The organism is Paraburkholderia sp. Ac-20340 (assembly GCF_017104965.1).
In the GTDB taxonomy this organism is placed as follows: domain Bacteria; phylum Pseudomonadota; class Gammaproteobacteria; order Burkholderiales; family Burkholderiaceae; genus Paraburkholderia.
Genome location: NZ_JAAGPR010000015.1, coordinates 102,137 through 120,819, shown reverse-complemented (window position 1 = coordinate 120,819; position 18,683 = coordinate 102,137). Strand labels below are relative to the sequence as shown.

The 18,683-nt window shown below is 64.6% G+C and carries 18 protein-coding genes and 1 pseudogene; 3 read left to right on the top strand and 16 right to left on the bottom strand.

Annotation, left to right across the window (positions count from 1 at the left end; all coding sequences use genetic code 11):
- Position 1 precedes the first annotated feature (1 nt).
- The 3 genes and pseudogenes from G3N59_RS19460 to G3N59_RS19450 all read right to left on the bottom strand — a co-directional run bounded on the left by G3N59_RS19460 (position 2) and on the right by G3N59_RS19450 (position 2,576).
- The gene (locus G3N59_RS19460; RefSeq protein WP_205984248.1) at positions 2 to 325 is read right to left on the bottom strand and encodes a DUF2007 domain-containing protein; all 324 of its coding nucleotides are present in this window, start codon (positions 323 to 325) and stop codon (positions 2 to 4) included.
- A 23-nt stretch (positions 326 to 348) separates the two neighbouring features.
- Positions 349 to 1,233, bottom strand: a pseudogene (rsgA, locus tag G3N59_RS19455) (ribosome small subunit-dependent GTPase A); the annotation flags it as partial.
- A gap of 80 nt (positions 1,234 to 1,313) precedes the next feature.
- Positions 1,314 to 2,576: a M48 family metallopeptidase gene (locus G3N59_RS19450; protein ID WP_205984315.1), complete on the bottom strand. Its 1,263-nt coding sequence runs from the start codon at positions 2,574 to 2,576 to the stop codon at positions 1,314 to 1,316.
- 156 nt (positions 2,577 to 2,732) lie between these two features.
- On the opposite strand from G3N59_RS19450, the gene orn reads away from it, so the two are divergent.
- Complete coding sequence (gene orn / locus G3N59_RS19445; RefSeq protein WP_205984246.1) at positions 2,733 to 3,377, top strand: oligoribonuclease; 645 nt, start codon at positions 2,733 to 2,735, stop codon at positions 3,375 to 3,377.
- Between the two features lie 67 nt (positions 3,378 to 3,444).
- On the opposite strand, the gene mog is transcribed toward orn, so the two are convergent.
- Complete coding sequence (gene mog, locus G3N59_RS19440; RefSeq protein WP_205984245.1) at positions 3,445 to 4,068, bottom strand: molybdopterin adenylyltransferase; 624 nt, start codon at positions 4,066 to 4,068, stop codon at positions 3,445 to 3,447.
- A complete protein-coding gene (gene yjgA / locus G3N59_RS19435) occupies positions 4,055 to 4,657 on the bottom strand; it encodes a ribosome biogenesis factor YjgA (protein WP_205984244.1) in 603 nt (200 codons plus the stop codon). Before yjgA ends, mog begins: the two co-directional genes overlap by 14 nt.
- 303 nt (positions 4,658 to 4,960) lie before the next feature.
- Here yjgA and pmbA point away from each other — a divergent pair, with 303 nt between their 5' ends.
- Positions 4,961 to 6,331, top strand: a complete 1,371-nt coding sequence (gene pmbA / locus G3N59_RS19430; RefSeq protein ID WP_205984243.1) for a metalloprotease PmbA — start codon at positions 4,961 to 4,963, stop codon at positions 6,329 to 6,331.
- 84 nt (positions 6,332 to 6,415) lie between these two features.
- Here pmbA and G3N59_RS19425 read toward each other — a convergent pair whose 3' ends face one another.
- The 11 genes from G3N59_RS19425 to G3N59_RS37075 form a co-directional block, all read right to left on the bottom strand.
- Entirely contained in the window at positions 6,416 to 6,778 is a 363-nt protein-coding gene (locus tag G3N59_RS19425; protein WP_205984242.1) for a transcriptional regulator, read from the bottom strand.
- Positions 6,779 to 6,783: 5 nt separating this feature from the next.
- Entirely contained in the window at positions 6,784 to 7,086 is a 303-nt protein-coding gene (locus G3N59_RS19420; protein WP_205984241.1) for a type II toxin-antitoxin system HigB family toxin, read from the bottom strand.
- A gap of 87 nt (positions 7,087 to 7,173) precedes the next feature.
- The gene (locus tag G3N59_RS19415) at positions 7,174 to 7,671 is read right to left on the bottom strand and encodes a dihydrofolate reductase (protein ID WP_205984240.1); all 498 of its coding nucleotides are present in this window, start codon (positions 7,669 to 7,671) and stop codon (positions 7,174 to 7,176) included.
- Positions 7,672 to 7,845: 174 nt separating this feature from the next.
- On the bottom strand, positions 7,846 to 9,597 hold the full coding sequence (locus tag G3N59_RS19410) for a sigma-54 dependent transcriptional regulator (protein ID WP_346777906.1): 1,752 nt from the start codon (positions 9,595 to 9,597) through the stop codon (positions 7,846 to 7,848).
- An 83-nt stretch (positions 9,598 to 9,680) separates the two neighbouring features.
- Complete coding sequence (locus G3N59_RS19405; protein WP_241023599.1) at positions 9,681 to 11,165, bottom strand: hypothetical protein; 1,485 nt, start codon at positions 11,163 to 11,165, stop codon at positions 9,681 to 9,683.
- A 189-nt stretch (positions 11,166 to 11,354) separates the two neighbouring features.
- On the bottom strand, positions 11,355 to 12,212 hold the full coding sequence (locus G3N59_RS19400; RefSeq protein WP_205984239.1) for a peptidase C39: 858 nt from the start codon (positions 12,210 to 12,212) through the stop codon (positions 11,355 to 11,357).
- Between the two features lie 14 nt (positions 12,213 to 12,226).
- Positions 12,227 to 12,913, bottom strand: coding sequence for a C39 family peptidase (locus tag G3N59_RS19395; RefSeq protein ID WP_241023617.1), 687 nt, complete (start codon positions 12,911 to 12,913; stop codon positions 12,227 to 12,229).
- 127 nt (positions 12,914 to 13,040) lie between these two features.
- A complete protein-coding gene (locus G3N59_RS19390) occupies positions 13,041 to 14,624 on the bottom strand; it encodes a hypothetical protein (protein WP_205984237.1) in 1,584 nt (527 codons plus the stop codon).
- A gap of 27 nt (positions 14,625 to 14,651) precedes the next feature.
- Positions 14,652 to 15,263 (bottom strand): hypothetical protein, encoded by a 612-nt coding sequence (locus tag G3N59_RS19385; RefSeq protein WP_205984236.1) that lies wholly within the window; start codon positions 15,261 to 15,263, stop codon positions 14,652 to 14,654.
- Entirely contained in the window at positions 15,260 to 15,772 is a 513-nt protein-coding gene (locus G3N59_RS19380) for a hypothetical protein (protein ID WP_205984235.1), read from the bottom strand. The genes G3N59_RS19385 and G3N59_RS19380 overlap by 4 nt, the downstream gene beginning before the upstream one ends.
- Before the next feature lie 150 nt (positions 15,773 to 15,922).
- The gene (locus tag G3N59_RS37075) at positions 15,923 to 16,441 is read right to left on the bottom strand and encodes a hypothetical protein (RefSeq protein WP_241023598.1); all 519 of its coding nucleotides are present in this window, start codon (positions 16,439 to 16,441) and stop codon (positions 15,923 to 15,925) included.
- Between the two features lie 597 nt (positions 16,442 to 17,038).
- Here G3N59_RS37075 and G3N59_RS19370 point away from each other — a divergent pair.
- The gene (locus G3N59_RS19370) at positions 17,039 to 18,430 is read left to right on the top strand and encodes a sigma-54 dependent transcriptional regulator (RefSeq protein WP_205984234.1); all 1,392 of its coding nucleotides are present in this window, start codon (positions 17,039 to 17,041) and stop codon (positions 18,428 to 18,430) included.
- Positions 18,431 to 18,683: the final 253 nt, after the last annotated feature.

The window sequence follows — 18,683 nt, the reverse complement described above, 5'->3', positions numbered from 1 at the left end:
TTTATTCGTCGCGCGGATCGCGCTCGCGTCCGCATTGCCAGCAGACCGTGAACTGCGGCTCCAGCATCTCGCCGCACTGCGGACAGCGCCACGCCGGTGCGCCTGGCGCCGGGCCGCGCGTGGCATCGGCGATCAGCCTGCGGGCGAGCGTTTCGTCGCGATCGTCGACGAGCCAGATCTCCGGCGCGCATTGCTCAGCCGGAATCTCGCCCATCGCGCCGCTCAGATAGCGGTTATGCAGTTCGCAAGGCACGCCCGCCGTGGCCAGAATGTTCATCCAGTGCTGGGCGATGACCACATTGGGCGCGCGCACGAGCTTGAGCATGAGCGTGGACGAAAGCGTGCGCCTTAGCGCACGACCTGGCTGATTTCGTGCACGAGCTGCGCGTAAAGCGCGTGCCGCACCTCGGCGATGCGGCCGTCCTCGACCGCTTCGAGCACTGCGCAGCCCGGCTCGTGCAGGTGGTGGCAGTTATAGAAGCGGCAATGCGCGAGCAGCGGCCGGAACTCGGGAAAGGCGCGCTCGAGCGTGCCTTCGGTCAGGTGATAGAGGCCGAATTCCTGGAAGCCCGGCGAATCGATCAGCGCGCCCGCATCGTTGCCGCCCGGCAGCTTGTAGAGCCGCGTGAAGGTGGTCGTGTGGCGGCCGCTGTTGAGCGCAGTGGAAATCTCGCGCGTGGCGGCTTCGGCATCGGGAATCAGCAGATTCACGAGCGTCGATTTACCCATGCCAGACTGGCCAAGCAGGATCGTCTGATGGCCGCCCAGATGCGCCATCAGAATCGCGCGCGCTTCCTCGGGCTGCTTCTTCTCCGACACTTCCAGCACCGTGTAGCCCAGTTCGCGATAGCGCTCGAGGCGCTGGCGCGCGAGCGGCAGCACGGCTTCCAGATCGATCTTGTTGAGCAGGATGATCGGCTTCAGACCGTTGGCTTCGGCGGCGACGAGCGCGCGGCCGAGCAGATCCTCGCTGAAGTGCGGCTCGGTGGCGAGCACGATCAGCAACTGGTCGAGATTGGCCGCGAAGAGCTTCGACTTGTACTGGTCGGAGCGATAGAGCAGATTGTGCCGCTCGCCGATCGCGACGATCACGCCCTGGTCGGCCGAAGTCGACTGATAGTCGACCCGATCGCCCACCGCGACCTCACTTTTCTTGCCGCGCGGGAAGCACTGGAGCGGCACGCCGCCGTCGTCCGGGGCGACCAGGTAGTGACGGCCATGCGCGGCGATCACGACGCCGTGTAGCGTCGCGTTCGTCGTGCTGTTCTGGGCAGGTTGTGCAGCCCCGCCGGCGGCTTTCGATGCGCGCCGGTTCATGCGTGCGCGAGCAGTTTGTCGATCCGCTGCGAAGCCGGCGGATGCGAGTAGTAGAACGCGGTGTAGAGCGGGTCGGGCGTGAGCGTCGACGCGTTGTCCTCGTACAGCTTCACCAGCGCATTGACGAGCTGCTGCGCGTCGGTCTGCGTGGCGGCGAAGGCATCGGCTTCGAATTCATGCTTGCGCGAGCTCAGGCTGTTCAGCGGCGTGATGAAGAACAGGAACACCGGCACGGCGATAAAGAACAGCACCAGCGCGAGGCCTTCGTTGCCGCCGAGCAGGGACGGACGCACACCCAGCCCTTCGTAGAACCACACGCGCTGCGTGAGCCAGCCGAGCAGACCGAGCAGCACGAGGCTGATCAGGAAGGTCACGACCATGCGCTTGATGACGTGGCGGCGCTTGAAGTGGCCGAGTTCGTGCGCGAGCACGGCTTCGATTTCGCTGCCCGACAGGCGCGCGAGCAGCGTGTCGAAGAAGACGATGCGCTTGGCGGCGCCGAAACCCGTGAAATAGGCGTTGCCGTGCGCGGAGCGGCGGCTGCCGTCCATCACGAACAGGCCCTTGGCGGCGAAGCCGCAGCGCTGCATCAGCGCTTCGATGCGCGAGCGCAGCGCTTCGTCCTTGAGCGGCTCGAACTTGTTGAAGAGCGGCGCGATGAAGGTGGGGTAGAGCACCAGCACGAGCATCTGGAACACGACCCAGACCGCCCACGTCCACAGCCACCACAGGCTGCCGGCCTGCTTCATGAGCCAGAGCACGACGAACAGCAGCGGAATGCCGAAAGCCGCGCCGATCACCAGACCCTTGATGCGGTCCATGAAGAAAATGCCCCTGGTCATGCGATTGAAGCCGAAACGCTCCTCGACCACGAACTGGCGGTAGTAATCGAGCGGCAGATCGATCAGACCGCTGATGGCGAGCACCGCGCCGATCAGCGCGATCTGGCCGACGTAACCGCGCCCGAGCAGATCGGAGAGGCCCAGATCGAGCGCCTGAATGCCGCCCAGCAGCGTGAGCGCGATCAGCACGACCGCCGACAGCACGATCTCGACCATGCCGAGGCGCGTGCGCGCGACGGTGTAGTCGGCGGCGCGCTGGTGCGCCGTGAGCGCAATGGTGGCCGAGAACTGTGCGGGCACCGCATCACGGTGGGCCGCGACGAAGCGCGTCTGGCGCGAGGCCAGCCAGAGCTTGGTGGCGACCATCGCCAGTACGGCGACGATGAAAAGCGCGCTGAAGGCCAGCGCCGGGGACATCGATGGGGACAAAGTAGGCATCCGGGAAGTCCGTGGTATCTATGCGACAATTATATGTTCTTGGCGGCCCGGCCATCGCATCCTGCAGAGGTCGCACGATGACACCGGAGCCCGCACGCGGCGCGCGCCGCTTTCCTACCGTTTCAGGCGAATTCCATGACAGATATCACTTCCGCTGACCCGTCGGGCCAGGCGACTCCGGCGATGGAGCGCACCGACATGAACCTGATCTGGCTCGACATGGAAATGACGGGTCTCGACCCCGATAACGACCGCATCATCGAAATCGCCGTGGTGGTGACCAACTCCACGCTCGACAAGATGATCGAAGGCCCAGTGCTGGCGATCCATCAGTCCGAAGCCGTGCTCGACCGCATGGACGAGTGGAACCGTAACACGCACGGCCGTTCGGGCCTGACCGAGCGCGTGCGCGCTTCGAGCGTTACCGAAGAAAGCGCCACCGAGCAGATCATGGCGTTCCTCTCGCAGTACGTGCCGCCGGGCAAGTCGCCGATGTGCGGCAACTCGATCTGCCAGGACCGCCGCTTCATGGCGCGCTGGATGCCCACGCTGGAACGCTTCTTCCACTACCGCAATCTGGACGTGAGCACGCTCAAGGAACTGTGCCGCCGCTGGCAGCCCGCGATCTACAAGGGTTTCCAGAAGCGCGCGATGCACACGGCGCTGGCCGACATCCACGAGTCGATCGACGAACTCAAGTACTACCGCGAGCATTTCCTGATTCCGTCGGCGCCGCTGGGCGAGGCGGCAGCACCGGCTGCGGGCGGCGACGCGAAGTAAGCGTTCATCGGCTGTCGATAGAGAAAACGGCGCCCTCGGGCGCCGTTTTGCCAGGCGGCCTGGCGGATCAGGACTGCGGCTGACGCTGCGCGTTCTTCGGCCGGAATGCCGCCACGATGGCCGGATCGGTTTCGATATACGGCCCGCCGATCAGGTCGATGCAATAAGGCACGGCCGCGAAAATGCCAGGCACCTTCGCGCGGCCGGTTTCGTCGCGCAGACCTTCGAGCGTTTCCTTGATCGACTTCGGCTGGCCGGGCAGGTTGATGATGAGGGCGGCGTGATCGTCGGTTTCGCGGATCACGGCCACCTGACGCGACAGAATCGCCGTCGGCACGAAATTCAGGCTGATCTGGCGCATCTGCTCGCCGAAACCGGGCATTTCCTTCGTCGCCACGGCGAGCGTCGCTTCGGGCGTGACGTCGCGCCGCGCAGGGCCGGTGCCGCCCGTGGTCAGCACGAGATCGCAGCCCAGACCGTCGACCAGCGCCGTGAGCGTGGCCGAAATCGTGGCTGCGTCGTCGTGGATCAGGCGCGTTTCGGCGCGCCACGGCGATTTGAGCGCCGCGCCCAGCCATTCCATCAGCGACGGAATCCCCTTGTCCTCGTAGACCCCGCTGGTCGCGCGGTCGCTGACCGACACGAGGCCGATCACGAGTTCGTCAGGATGGCTGCGCTCAGGCTTCGTCATCTTCGCGGTCCTCGCCGGCGGCGTCATCGGCGTCTTCGTCGCCCACGCTGCTGACGTCCTTGATCCACTGGAACAGTTCGCGGAACGACTTCGGCGGCTTCGATTGCTGCTGCTCGCGGCGCGCGTTGCGGATCAGCGTGCGGGCTTCCTGCGGGTCGGCGGCCGGATAGTCGCGGATGAAGAGCGTGAGCGCTTCGTCGTCGGCCAGCAGCTTGTCGCGCGTGCGCTCGATCCAGTGCAGGCGCGCCGTGGCGGCCTTGTTCACGCCGCGGTAGGCGTCCATGGCTGTGCGCAGGGTGGTGACTTCGTCTTCCGTCAGGCCGCGCATCATGCGGCCCACGTACTGGAGCTGGCGGCGTTTGCCTTCGTGGTCGGAGATGCGGCGCGCCTCGTGGACGGCGTCCGAGAGGTCTTCCGTCATCGGCATGCGCTTGAGCGCGTCCTTGGGAAGCTCGACGAGCGCCACGCCCAGTTGCTGCAGGGCTTCCATCTCGCGCTTGAGCTGCGATTTGCTCGGGCGATCGTAACCGTTGTCGTCGACTTCGACGACAGCGTCGTTCATAGGTTGAATGCGGGTTTTGCGTTTCATGACGCATATTGTAGCGTGCGCGCGCGAGCCGATCGGGCTGGATGGATGTGGAGCGCTTTAAGTGCCGGGCAGGCTGTGGCCGTTGGCTCTGCGATGCGCGCCGCGCCTGCGTCATGCGGCAGCGCCGCATGCTTGCCCTCGGTGCGCGCGCGCAGTCCTTGCTATGATCGCAAAACGCGCCAGAAGCAGCATGCAGCGAAGGCGCACCTGCGCGCGGTTTGCAGCACGCGCGCGACGCATCACGCGACACCTCCGACACACGACAAGCGGGCCGCACCGGCCCAAAACCGGACCGTAACGACAATGGCAGCAGACATCGAAGCCCGGCAGCGTTTTTTTCCGCACACCCAGGACGAACTGAAGGAGATCGCGTCGGACATCCTCCGCCACGCGAAGGCGCTCGGCGCGAGCGACGCCGCGACCGAACTCTCCGAAGGCGACGGTCTTTCGGTGTCCGTGCGGCGCGGTGAAGTCGAAACCATCGAGCACAATCGCGACAAGATGGTCGGCGTCACCGTCTATATCGGCAACAAGCGCGGCAACGCGAGCACCTCGGACTTTTCCGCGCAGGCGCTCAAGGACACCGTGGCGGCCGCCTACAACATCGCGCGTTTCACCGCCGACGACGATTGCGCGGGCCTTGCCGAGCGCGAGCTGCTGGAAACCACGCCGCGCGACCTCGACCTCTACCATCCGTGGAGCGTCACGGCCGACGAGGCCGTCGAAATCGCCCGCCGCGCCGAAGACGCCGCTTTCGCGACCGATCGCCGCGTGACCAACTCGGAAGGCGCGAGCGTTTCGGCGCAGCATTCGCAGTTCGTGCTGGCCACGTCCAGCGGCTTCATGCAGGGCTATCCGTACTCGCGTCATTACATCGCCTGCGCGCCTATCGCGGGCAGCGGGCGCAGCATGCAGCGCGACGACTGGTACACCTCGCGGCGCAGCGCGGGTGAACTGGCTTCGCCCGAAGCCGTGGGCCGCTACGCCGCAGAACGTGCGCTGTCGCGCCTGAACGCGCGCGGCCTGGACACGCGCAAGGTGCCGGTGCTGTTCGAAGCGCCGCTGGCGGCAGGGTTGCTCGGCGCGTTCGTGCAGGCCACGAGCGGCGGCGCGCTGTATCGCAAGACGTCGTTCCTCGTCGATAGCCTGGGCAAGCCGGTGTTCGCGCCGCATATCCAGATCGTCGAAGATCCGCATGTGCCGCGCGCCGCCGGCAGCGCGCCGTTCGACGAAGAAGGCGTGCGCACGCAACGCCGCGAAGTCGTCAAGGACGGCGTGGTGCAGGGCTACTTCCTGTCGTCGTACTCGGCGCGCAAGCTCGGCATGCAGACGACCGGTAACGCCGGCGGTTCGCACAACCTGCAACTGCAAAGCTCGCTGACGAACCCGGAAGACGACTTCGAAGCGATGCTCAAGAAGCTCGGCACCGGTCTGCTGCTGACCGAGCTGATGGGGCAGGGCGTGAACTTCGTGACGGGCGATTATTCGCGCGGCGCGTCGGGCTTCTGGGTGGAGAACGGCAAGATCCAGTATCCGGTCGAGGAAATCACCGTGGCGTCGACGCTGCAGGAGATGTTCCGCCATATCGTCGCGGTGGGCGCGGATACGCTGGCGCGTGGCACGCGTCAGACCGGTTCGGTGCTGATCGAGCGCATGACGGTGGCCGGGCAGTAAGCGGCTTGCGTGGGCGCTTCGCGCGCCCTGCACATGTGAAAACGGCACGCCTGGGCGTGCCGTTTTGTTTGGGGGCAGAGGGCGTCAAGCCGTACCGATCAGCACTTCGGCGGGAATGTGCAGTCCCGCGTGCAAACGGCGGATCATGGCGAGGCTCAGCGCGCGCTTGCCCGCGAGCACTTCATAAACCCGATTCGCGTTGCCGATATACGGCTGCATATCCGGGACAGAAAGCCCTTGTTGTTCCATGCGGAATTTGATGGCCTCGATAGGATCGGGGCTGGCGAGCGGAAAGTGTTCCGCTTCATAGCGCTCGACCAGAATCGACAGGATCTCCAGTTCGTCGCCTTCGGGCGTGCCGGGCGCTGGATCGGCGTCGACGAGTCCGGACACGATCGCCAGTGCGGCTTCGTAATCCTGCTCGGTGTGCAGCGGACGAATTTCCATACCCATTACTCCAGTTCCACGTTTGCCGCGTCGATCCTGTCGTACTCGGCATGTGTTCCAACGAATTTGATATAGACGACGCCGATCCGGTAAGCGACCGCGACGATCAATCGAAAAGCGTTGCCCTTGATGTTGAACACTACGCGATTCTTGCCGACAAAGCTCGCCGACGCGTACTGCGCCTTGATGTCCTGCGGCGTGCGCCAGGTTGCCTGGCTGGCTTCCGCGTACCACGCGAGCAGCGACTGTTCTCCTTGTGCGTGGTTTCTGATGAATTCCAGCAGGGTTTTCCTGGCTACGATGCGCATGGCGTGGATATTAGTCCCATTTTGGGACTAAGTAAACCGGAGGCTGACTGGTAATGGCGGTCGCGCCGATTCTGGCGATGTTCCAGCTCAATCCCGCCGCTCGTAAGTCACGAACGCGAAATCGAAATCGTTGGGCGCGTTCGCGTGCAGTGTTTCGCGCGCCGTTTCGCGCCAGTGCGCCGCGTCCGGTGCCGGGAAGTGGGCATCGCCTTCGAAGTCGGCGGCGATTTCCGTGACGATCAGCTTGTGCGCGAGCGTGATGCCTTCGGCGTAAAGCTGCGCGCCGCCGATCAGAAACGCTTCGGGCGCCTGGTCTTCGCCCGCGAGCGCGAGCGCCGCTTCGAGGCTCGTGACCGTGTCGCAGCCGGGGAAGCGCTTGCCGGCGTCGCGCGTGACGACGATGTTGCGCCGTCCGGGCAGCGCGCGGCCGATCGATTCGTGGGTCTTGCGGCCCATCACGATGGGCGCGCCCATGGTGGTGCGCTTGAAGAAGGCAAGGTCTTCGGGCAGCCGCCAGGGCAGCTCGTTGTCGCGGCCGATCACGCCGTTTTGGGCGCGAGCGACGATCAGGGTGAGCGTCGTCATCGAGTGTGTCGGAGAGTCGAAGTGCGATGAAATTGAAAGGTCGATCCCATCGATTCTACCCGACGGCGCTTTGAATCCCGTTCATGGCCCTGGAAGGGCGCGAAGGCATGCAGGCACAAACGCGCGCCGCCGCAAGCCGAAGCCGGCCCGCAGCGGCGCGTACTGCGCGGACCGTTACTCCGCAGGCTCGCCCGGTTCGGCCGGAAGCCCAGGGTGAGTTTCAATCTGACAATCTGCCTGGTTTTCCGCCTCGCCGCCGAAGATCGACTTCTCGTCGCGCAGCCCGTGCGTGCCCATCAGCCGGTACAGCGTCACGCGCGACACGCCAAGATCGGCGGCCGCTTCCGTCAGGCGATGGCGATGGCGCAGCAGCGCCGCCTCGATCGCGCGCTTTTCCGCCGATTCGCGCGCCTGCGCCAGCGTGACCGTCTGCTGCTCGGCGAACTGGCCAAGGTCGAGATCGTCGGCGGAAATCAGCTTGCTTTCGGCCATCACGATCGCGCGGCGCACGCGGTTGATCATCTCGCGCACATTGCCCGGCCAGTTGTAGTTGTACATGGCCTCGATGGCATCGGGCGTGAAGCCGCGGATCTTGCGCGCGCCGTCCATCTTGAACTTGTGCAGCACGTGATGCGCCAGGATTTCGATGTCCTTGCCGCGCGCGCGCAGCGGCGGCTCGTCCACGCGCAGCACGCACAGACGATGGAACAGGTCGGCGCGGAAACGTCCGTCGCGCATCGCCGATTCGAGATCCACGTGCGTGGCCGAAATGATGCGCACGTCGACGGGAATCTGTTCGTGGCCGCCGAGCCGTTCGATCTTGCCTTCCTGCAGGAAGCGCAGCAGGCTGGCCTGGCTTTCCAGCGGCAGATCGCCGATTTCGTCGAGGAACAGCGTGCCGCCGTTCGCGGCTTCGACCCGGCCGATCTTGCGCTGGTTCGCGCCCGTGAACGCGCCGCGTTCGTAGCCGAATAGTTCGGATTGCAGAAGATGATGCGGGATCGCGCCGCAGTTGATCGGCACGAACGGCGCCTTGCGGCGCGGCGAACGTTCGTGGATCGCCAGTGCGGTGAGTTCCTTGCCGGTGCCGGATTCGCCCGAGATGAACACGGTTGCGTCCGTGTTCGCCACCTTGCGGATGGTGCGAAAGAGCTGCTGCATCGCTTCGCAGGTGCCCACCATCTCGTCTTCGTCCTGATTCGCGCTGGCCGGCACTTCGTCGAGGTCGCAGAGCGTGACCATGCCGAAGGCGTGGCCCACGAGATAGTCGAGCGTGGCGGGCGCGACCGGCAGATTCACGTAGTCGAAGCAGTAGTGGCGGATCATGCGGCGCACTTCGGGATCGGTCAGGCGCTGCGCGTCGGTGAGCGCGATCCAGCCCACCTGTTGCAGGCGCAGCACGGCTTCGAGCCCGGCCAGATCGCGCGGCGCGAAGCCGGTCAGATCGACGATGCCGGCGCAGGTCGGCTCCTGCTTCACGAGCCGCGTGGCTTCGTGCGCGCTCTTGGCCGTGGCGACTTCCCAGCCGCGGCTTTTCAGATACGCGCCAAGCTGCGTGTCCGGCGTGCGGGCGACGTACAGAAGCATGCGGTCGATGTCGGCGATCGGACGGCCGTCGCCAGCGCGGCCGGTGGCGCGCTGCGTGGGCGAGGCGGCGTCCGCATCGGCGGTCTTCGTCGTTTTCGCTACATTCGTGATATTCGCCACGCCCGGTGCATCGCTGCCGCGCGCCGTCGTGGACGCTGCGTTGGCTGCCGCAGTGTCGACTGCCGCAGTGTCGACTGCCGCAGCATCGGCTGCCGCGGCTTCGGCTGCCGCGGCGCTCGCTGCTGCACTGGCTGCCGCAGCCGCAGCATCGGCCGCAGCCGCGACGGCTGCCGCAGCTTCCTCCGCCGTGAATGCGGCTCGTGGGGACTGCCCGACCACGGCGAGCCGCTGGCTCGCCCCGGCGAACGACGTCACATTGGCGCTCAGATGTGAGGATTCGCGCACGATTGACCTCGTATTCATCAGAAGGTGTAGGGGAACCGCACGCCGACCACGAAATTCGGCGCATCGGGCGTGAGGCCCACCGATACGGCGCCGTTGATCGTCAGGTGCTTGTTCACCACATGATTGAGCCCGAAGTTGAGCACCGAGGCCGTCGTCTCGCTGCCCGGCACGCCGGTCCAGCTGCCGCCCGGCGACTTGGTCTTCGACTGCGGTTCGATCGCCATCGTGTAGGAGATGCTGGCCGAATCCTTGTCGGAGAAGGCGAGTGCGACGCCGCCGCCGAACTGGATGATGTCGCCGAGCTTCACGTCGGCCGGCTGCGTCTGCCCGATCACCGAGGAGATGTCCGAGAACGAGCGCGAAATGTTGTACGTGTACGAGAGGCTGCCGAACAGCACGACCGGGTCATAGGTCTTCAGCACCGAGACGCCGGCCGTCACGTTCCAGAAACCCGTGCCGGTGGGCAGCTTGGTCGGCGCGACGAGGTTGGTGTTGTCCTGCGAGATCTGCTGCACCTTGATGCCGAACGGCGAGGTGCCGGTCGGCGTTTTCACGCGCAGGCTGCCGACCACGTCGGGCATATTGTTGGTTTCCTTCAGGAACTGGTAGTAGATCCCGAAGTTCACGTCGCCGATGGCGTTCGAGTTGACCGACGAATCGGACAGCGAACTGGCCGAGCCGCCCGCGCCGCCCACGATGAAGCTGCTGTGGCGGTAGACGTAGGGCACGTCGACGTCGATGCTCATGCGGTCGGTCAGGCCGTACCGCGTGTCCAGATCGGCCATGATCTGGTGCGACTTGGTCTCGCCCAGATTGATGTTGCCGAGGAAAATCGCGTCCAGCGCGAGGAAGCCCGAAAGCTGCAGCTGGCGCCGGTCGTAGTAGGTATCGCTGATACCCCAGTCGAGCGTGAGCTTGTGGTCGAAGAGCGGAGCATGTTCGCGCTGCACGACGGCCTGTTCGGCCTGGGTGCGCTCGGGCTCGGCGTTCTTCTGGGTTTCGCCCACGGTCGGATTGTTCGGATTCACGCCCACCGGCGCGCCTTGTTGCGGGCCGCTGGTGGCCGAGGTGCCGGTTGCGCTGCTGGTCGCGCCTGCGTCAGGCGAGGGCGGGTTCACCGGCACGCCGGTGGCGGTGCCCGTGAGCGAGCCGGGCGCGTTGGCGCCGGGCAAGGCTTGTGCGAGCGGCGGCAGCGGCACGGGCAAACCGTCCGCGCCCGGCTGCTCGGCGACGCTCGTGCCGGAGGACGCATCGGGCGCACCGGCGCCCGGCATGCCGCGACCGCGCTGCGACATTTCCAGGTTCGTCACCTGGCGTTCGAGAGACTGGATCTGGCGTTGCTGCTCGTCGACCACACGCATGAGCGTGTTGAGCCGGTCTTCGAGCGACTGGCCTTGCAGTGCCTGCGCGTGAGCGTTCTGCGCAAGCGTGAAAACCAGCACGGCTACAGGAATGGCGGCCAGCCGCATTTGCGGCGCTGCCGTCTTGAATATCGTGTTCATTTTTCTTCCCCCGGATCGAAATCGCCCGCCTGCCGGAACCCCCTGGTCCCGCGCCCGCGCACGTCGATGCACCTCCTCGATACGTCACGCAGGGCCTCGGCCTGCGTGTACTGGTCTCCTTCTTAGGTCTCCTCTGGGTTTTCTCGCGCCGCCCATGGCGGTGGGCGGCGCTCAAGGGTTAATCGGTTGTCAGCGGGTATTGCGCAGAGCCTGTAATACGCCGGCCTGCCGGATCATTTGCGCGCTCATCTGCTGCGTCTGCAGACTCAGTTGCAATTGATTGGCGACCTGCTGGTTATTGCCCGCGACCTGGAGCAGCTGGGCGATCGAGCCCGCCTGCGCCATGTTGCTCGGCATGATGTTTTGCGTGGCGACGCCCGCAGGGGTTTGCAACGTGACGGTGACCCCGTTGCCACCGAAGGCGATCCCGGCCTTGATGGTGCCGCTGGCGTTCGATGCTGCTGCGCTCGACGCATTCGAGCCGCCGGCGATCACGGCGGCGCCACCCGTACTGCTGGTGTAATCGATGGTCGCGGCGTTGGAGCCGACGTTGTTGTTGCCGGCCACCTGGGTGATCTGCGAGACGCCGTTGACTGCCACGTTTTGTCCGCCCGAGGCCGACGTGTTCGGTGTTGCGCCACTGTTGGCCGCCGTGGTGCCGCCTGCGACCGGGTCGGTGACCCTGGCGCTGGTCTGCACGCTGGCGCTGAGCTGGTTGGCGGTGTTCTGCACGACGGTAAGCGCGCCCTGGGCGGTGGCGGTGGCGCCGTTGGGCAGTTGCCATTGCGAAATGACGTTCAGGACCATGCCCGAAATCATGTCGTTGCCGGCGTATTTGCCGGTTTGATGAGCGAGCACGTCATCGTCGACGGCTTCGCAGTGCACGGGATGGGCATCGGCGCTGTCGGCGCCGAGGAAAGCGGGTACTGCAGGCAAAACGGGCAGCGTGGCAGCAAGGCTCTCTGCGGCGCACGCACCGTTCGAATAAGCGCAGGCGAGCGCGCAGATACCTGCAGCGATGCCAGTCTGTGAGAGGTTGCGATTCATGACTCTTGTGTACTTCAGAACATGACGGCCTTATCGAGGCCGTATTCAAAGAAGGGAGTCGGTGCCGCGCCGTTGAGCAGGGCGTTCTCGCGCAGCTTCAATGCGAGCGACTCGTTGTTCTGCAACAGCGGAGAGTCCTCCAGGAACGGTTTGCCGAGCACCGCGAAGACGAGTCCGTTCCATGTCTTCGCGAAATCGTCTTCAGCGACGATGCGGTTACCGAGCGCCGGGTCCGCAATGAAGATGCGGCCGTTCTCGGCGTGCTTGACGATCACGAAATGCTCGTAGCCATCGATATTCATCAGCACGAGCACGGGAATCTGCAGGTGATACAGGGCATCGGTATTGACGCGGAAGCCGCGCCCGCGCAGGCCGATCGTTTCGACGAACTTCTTCATGTCGAGCATGGAGAAGCCGTTCTTCACGACCACCTCGGGCGTGGAGTACACCATCATGCGGCGAATCAGTTCCGGTTCCGGGATGTCGATGCCATAGCCGTACTTGAGCAGCGTGGCGAGCGCGGCGGCGCCGCAGCTGTAGTCGTACTGCTGGTTGACGATGCTGCTGTAGCGGATATCGCGCATCGAACGCAACGGCAACTTGATCGGCACGCCGACCAGGTGGGTTGCATCGATCATCGATTGCGCATGGACAGGCACGAAAGCCGCGGTGGCGAAGAGCGCCAGCGCGACAGCACACATCCTTGACGCCGGGGACGATTCCGACCCGGACATGGTGGTCTCCTGCTTCTGGTTTATGCACCGGCCGCGTGTGGCGGCGACCGGTGCATCTGGGTACAGCCCTGTTTTGCGACTACTTCCGGACTGCTTAGTGGCCGTTGCTGATTGCGGCGATGGCCATGCCGTTGTGCTGCAGGTTGCCGATACCGCCGGCGATGTTCACACCGATGTTGCCGCTTGCGCCGGCGAGTGCACCTGCGCCCAGCGTTGCCGTGCCCTGGAACTGACCCGTAGCCGACATCGCTGCGTCCTGCACGTTGTTGTCGGTGGCGACCATGGCCGTCGTCTTGGCGGTGCCAGCGTTGCTCGACGTCGTGACCGAGCCGGCGAGGCTGTTGTTCTGCGCGTTGCCGATACCCGATGCGACGTTCACGCCCACGTTGCCCGAAACGCTGGCGAGCGAGCCATCACCCACCGACGCATTCAGGTTGAAGTTTTTCACGTTGGCGGAGCCGCCCGAAGCCTGATTGTTGAAGATCTGAGCGTTGCCGAACACATTGCCGACATCGACCGACGCGAGGGCAACGTTGTTGCTCTGTGCGTTGTTGATACCTTCGGCGATGTTCACGCCCAGATTGCCCGTCACGCCCGTTGCTGCATCGCTGCCCGTGGTGGCGTTCAGCGTGCCGGCGACTTGCGTGTTGTAGTGCTGCGTGACCGAACCGGTCGTCGTTTCGTTGACCGTGGTCAGCGAGTCGCTCACGCTATAGCCCCAGGACTTGCTTTCCTGCGTGGCCTTCGCATACGAGTGAGCCTGAGCGCTTTGGCTCGAGCTCGATTCGCCATACGAATGGTTGTACGTCTTGCTCGAATTGCTCGACTTCGAGCTCGTGCCGTTCTCGTAGGCCGAGACGGCTGCGCTGCCCGTGCCGTCGGCGTAGGCGGTGTTCGCGTTTTGCGAGGTGTGGCTCGAGCTCTTGTTGTCCTGCGACGTCCACGCGATACCTGCGCTGGTCGAATCGGTGTTGTTGTGCGAGTTGGTCTTCGTATGCGACGTAGCTTCGTTGCCGGCGACAGCGATGCCTGCCGTGCCGTTAGCCAGGTTGCCGCTGCTGTTCGTCGTCACTTGCACGGCTGCGCTGCCGTTGCCGCTCTGCGACTTCGTCGACGTGTTGTTGCCCGTGCTGCTGTACGTCGTGGCAACCGCTGCGTCGCCCGTGTTGCTGGACGCGCTGGTCTTCGACGAGCTGTGAGCGCTGCCGCTGTCGGTGGCAACGTGATAGTCAGCTGCGATGCCGGCGTTGTAGGTCTTCGAGAAGGCCTTGTTGCTGGCCGATGTCGTCGACGTCGACGAAGCGACGTTGTGCGTCTTCGACTGCGAGCTCGACGATGCCGACTGTTCAGCCGTCGCATACGACGAGTTCTTGTAGGTCGAGTTCGTGCCGGTGCCGTTCACGCTCCACGTGTTGTTGTCATACGTGGTCGTCACGTTGCCGGTGACATAGCTCTGTGCCTGGGGAATGAGCTTGCCGCCGCTCGTGGTCTGCGTGTTGTTGATGACGGCGCCGGCCGTGCTCGAGACGCTGACGCATCCGAACAGGCTGACCCAACCTTCAATGCCGACTTGCTCGCCAACTGCCGTGTAGTTGAACAGGTAGGCCGTCTTCGGGGCTGCAAAAGCGGAACTGGCTGCCGTTGCGAGGACTGCCGCTGCGATGAGGGTGCGCTTCATGTTTCGCTCCGATACTTGAGTGGTCAGTTAGAAAAGAGTGCCCGCCGGGGGACGGAGCACAAAACTGTTCGCCGTTGCATTACCGGCACCGGCCGTCTGGTTCACCTGCACGAGGCCCGTTGCATTCCTGAAGGCCGCACCATCGATGCGCACCTCACGAATGCCGCCTGCCTGGCCTGCCTGGCTTCCCTTGTTGCCGTTCTGAGCGGTGACCGCGGACAGCTCGCCGTCCGAGAGCATCGCCACTCCGAGCGCCCCAGTGCCGATCTGCGCACTGTTGCGTTGGATATTGCCCACGCCTGCCGCCTGATTCACCATCATGGCGCCGGACGTGTTGGAGAAAGCGCCCGATCCGATCAGCGCGGTGGCATTGGCCAGCCGTGCGCGGGTCGAGGTGCTTTGATCATCCAGATTTACATTGGCGACCGAGCTGCCATTGGTGATGGTCAACTGGTTGCCTTGAGCGTTGTCGAGCCCAGCCGCTTCGTTCACCGTCAGCGCGCCCGTCGTCGAGACCGCGGCATTCGGTGCGATCACAGCGATGGCGCCGACCGTGACCTGCGCCTGCGCGACCGTTGCGCACGCAACGGATGCGAGAGCGAGCGCAAGCGCGGACAGAAGGTTGGGACGACGAATCATTTCACTCCTCCAATGGAGCCCAGTGCGCTGGTGAGCGGCGCCAATGCGCCGGTGACCGTGCTGGAAATCGTGTTGCCGATGCCGCCCATCGCCGTCGCGCTGCCGCCCGCGCCGAGTGCGCTGTTCGAGCCGCCTGCCGGGTTGCCCACGAGGATCCGGTTGATGGCCTGCACGCCGGCTGCTTCGCCAGCCATCGCGCCAGTCGTGTTCACGCCGGAGTTGCCGCGTGCGTTGGTCAAATCTGTATCGTTGACGAGCGTGGCCATGGCCGGATCGAACGAATTCTTCGGGAACGTCGTGGCCCGCACGAGTACCGGGTCCTGACTCTTCGGTACATTGGCGAACGCGCTACGCGGGGTGATGTCACGCTCGACGATGATGTCGCCGGGGTTCACCACCTGCTGCGCGCTGACACCTGCTGCGAGCGCCGCCGCGCACGCGCCGCTCAGGACGGCTGCGATCCGCGCGGAACGCCGGCGCGAGCCTGGCGTCGTAAAGCGAACTGTCATGTCGGTCTCCGTCTTGCCCCTCGGGGCGGCGACTCGGGTTCGCCGCTCCCGCACCACGCCGCGTACGGCGTGGGTCCTGTATCTGGATTACTGCGTCTGGTCGACTGCGCTAATCTGTTTCATCTGCCGCTTTTGTTTCTGCTGCTGCTTTTACTTTCTCGTGTAGCTGGCGATGTTGCCTTGCGCCGCCTGGCCGCTATCGACCGGAATCGGCAGTGGCGCGGGTGGGGCGATTTCGTCCCAGAGCGTCACGTTGTTGCCGCCGCGCATCAGCTGCGGGGTCGCGGCCACCATCAACATGCCGACCGCGCCGCCGCGCTGGCGCGAGAGCGTCTGGTCGTCGATCGAACCGACACCGGCAACCGCCTGGTCGTCGCCGGCCGGCACCGGATCGGCGGCCAGCGGCGCGGCGCTCAGCGAACTGGCCGATGCTGCTGCGCCGGACGTGTTCGTGTCGGTTGCATCGCTGACAGCCACGGCAGCCGTCGTTACAGGAACGACATCGGCATTCACGCTTGCGACCACCAGCGGGGCGCCGGCCGCATCGCTTGCGGTCTGGGCGTACACCGACGGCGCAACAGTGAAAAGCGCAGCGGGAATCAGCACGGCCGCGAGGGCGGTGGTGTGGCTGACTGCGCTGAGCTTGACGTTCGAAGGGATGAGTCGCATGGCGTGTCTCCTGGTGCGACTCATTTAGCGAAACGTGTGCCATGTCCCGCAAAACGTTGATACGACGGGGGTCCCGTTATTTTCAGCGGATTTTGAATAGCGGATTTTCGAGAAAATGTTTCAGCGCTGAAACGTTGGACTCTTTTAACCCCTGGAAATGATTCAGGAGTTTCAACGGAGAACGTTTGCGCGATTTTTTTGTTACGTAATGCCGTTACGTAATGTCTGTTGCAAGCCTTTCTTTGCCCGCGCGCCCGGAATTGATACGTTCGTAATCTTTTTCTTCTTATGATTCAGGGCAAACCTCTAATGGAAACCTTTCCATTGAGCCCTAATCCATTCACGCCGCATATTTCCTATCCAATTCCTGGGTGCATATAGTAAGCTTCAGAAAAAAGCGTAAAGCCGATAAGAAAAAGCCCAGTTCATGGGCAGATTGTTGACATACACACGTCGCAGCTCGGGGATTCACTGTCAGCAAATGCTTCTGTGTCGTCTGGTCCAAAGGTGCCGGGCGCAGGGTGCGTTTGCTGCGTGTCTGTACATCAGGAGCGTGCCGTCATTCCGCAACGATGTGTTGGCAAGAGGATCTGAATAATGGAATCCGCAACGCGGCAGTTGGTTTACGTGACGCGCAGTCCCAACGAAGCGCTGAACGAGCGGTTCCACGAGCGCGGCTGGCAGGTGGAGATCGTCGGCAATGCCCGGGACGCCCGGCGCGCATTGCGCGCGGGCACGCCTGCAGGCGGCCTGCTCGATCTGTCGAGCCAGTTTCATCTGCATGAGATCGGCGCGTTCGAGCCGTGTCTGACGTTGCCGAACGTGGGCTGGGTCGCCGCGACCACCACGGGCCAGTTGCAGGACGCCAATCTGCGCCGTCTGGTGCGCGATTACTGTTTCGATTACGTAACGGTGCCGTGGAGCGGCGAGCGCATCGTCGATTCCGTCGGCCACGCCTACGGCATGGTCTCGCTGGTCGAAGCCGCCTCGAACGACACCACGGGCGGCGCCGAAGGCGAAATGGTGGGCTCGTGCGAGGCGATGCTCGCCTTGTTCCGCTCGATCCGCAAGGTGGCGATGACCGACGCCCCGGTGTTTATCTCGGGCGAATCCGGCACCGGCAAGGAACTCACGGCAGTGGCCATTCACGAGCGCTCGTCGCGCCGTAACGCGCCGTTCGTGCCGATCAACTGCGGCGCGATTCCGCCGCATCTGCTGCAATCCGAACTGTTCGGCTACGAGCGCGGCGCCTTCACGGGCGCGAGCCAGCGCAAGATCGGCCGGGTCGAAGCGGCCAACGGCGGCACGCTGTTCCTCGACGAAATCGGCGATCTGCCGATGGAAAGCCAGGCCAGCCTGCTGCGCTTCCTGCAGGAAGGCAAGATCGAACGCCTCGGTGGCCATCAGTCGATGCCGGTGGATGTGCGGATTATCTCGGCGACCCACGTCGATATGCGCGCGGCCATGGTGGAAGGGCGTTTCCGGCAGGATTTGTATCACCGCCTGTGCGTGCTGCAGATCGACGAGCCGCCGCTGCGCGCGCGCGGCAAGGACATCGAACTGCTCGCCCGCCACATGCTCGAACGTTTCAAGAAGGACGGCGCGCGCCGCCTGCGCGGCTTTTCGCCGGACGCCATCGCGGCGCTGCATAACTACAGCTGGCCCGGCAACGTGCGCGAGCTGATCAACCGCGTGCGCCGCGCCATCGTCATGTCGGAAGGGCGCGCGATCACGGCGCGCGATCTGGAACTGGGCGATTACGTCGAAGTCGTGCCGGTGTCGCTCGCGCAGGCGCGCGAAGCGGCGGAGCGTCAGGCGATCGAACTGGCCTTGCTGCGTCATCGCGGCCGGCTGGGCGACGCGGCGCAGGAACTCGGCATTTCGCGGGTGACCTTGTACCGGCTGCTGTGCGCGCACGGCATGCGGCATATGGAAAGCGATCCGCTTGCGCCGCATCCGGGCGGACTGGTTTCGGGGGGCGGAGCCTGACGGGCTTCGCAGGTGGGGACCAACGACAGCCGTGCAGCTCCCGATCGCTGCCGGCCGTCTGGGCGTGATCAGGACGTGCGGCATCGAGACGTTTTTGAAGCGCTGACGAAGAGCCTGAAATGGCCATGAGGGTGTCAGGGGTGCAAGCGGGCTTGCGCGGGGGCGCAGACTCGTGCGGATGGCGGCCCGCACAGGCGGGCCGCCACGTCCGCCAGATTGTCTTCCTTCCCATTCTTCTTTTTCCCGAATCGCG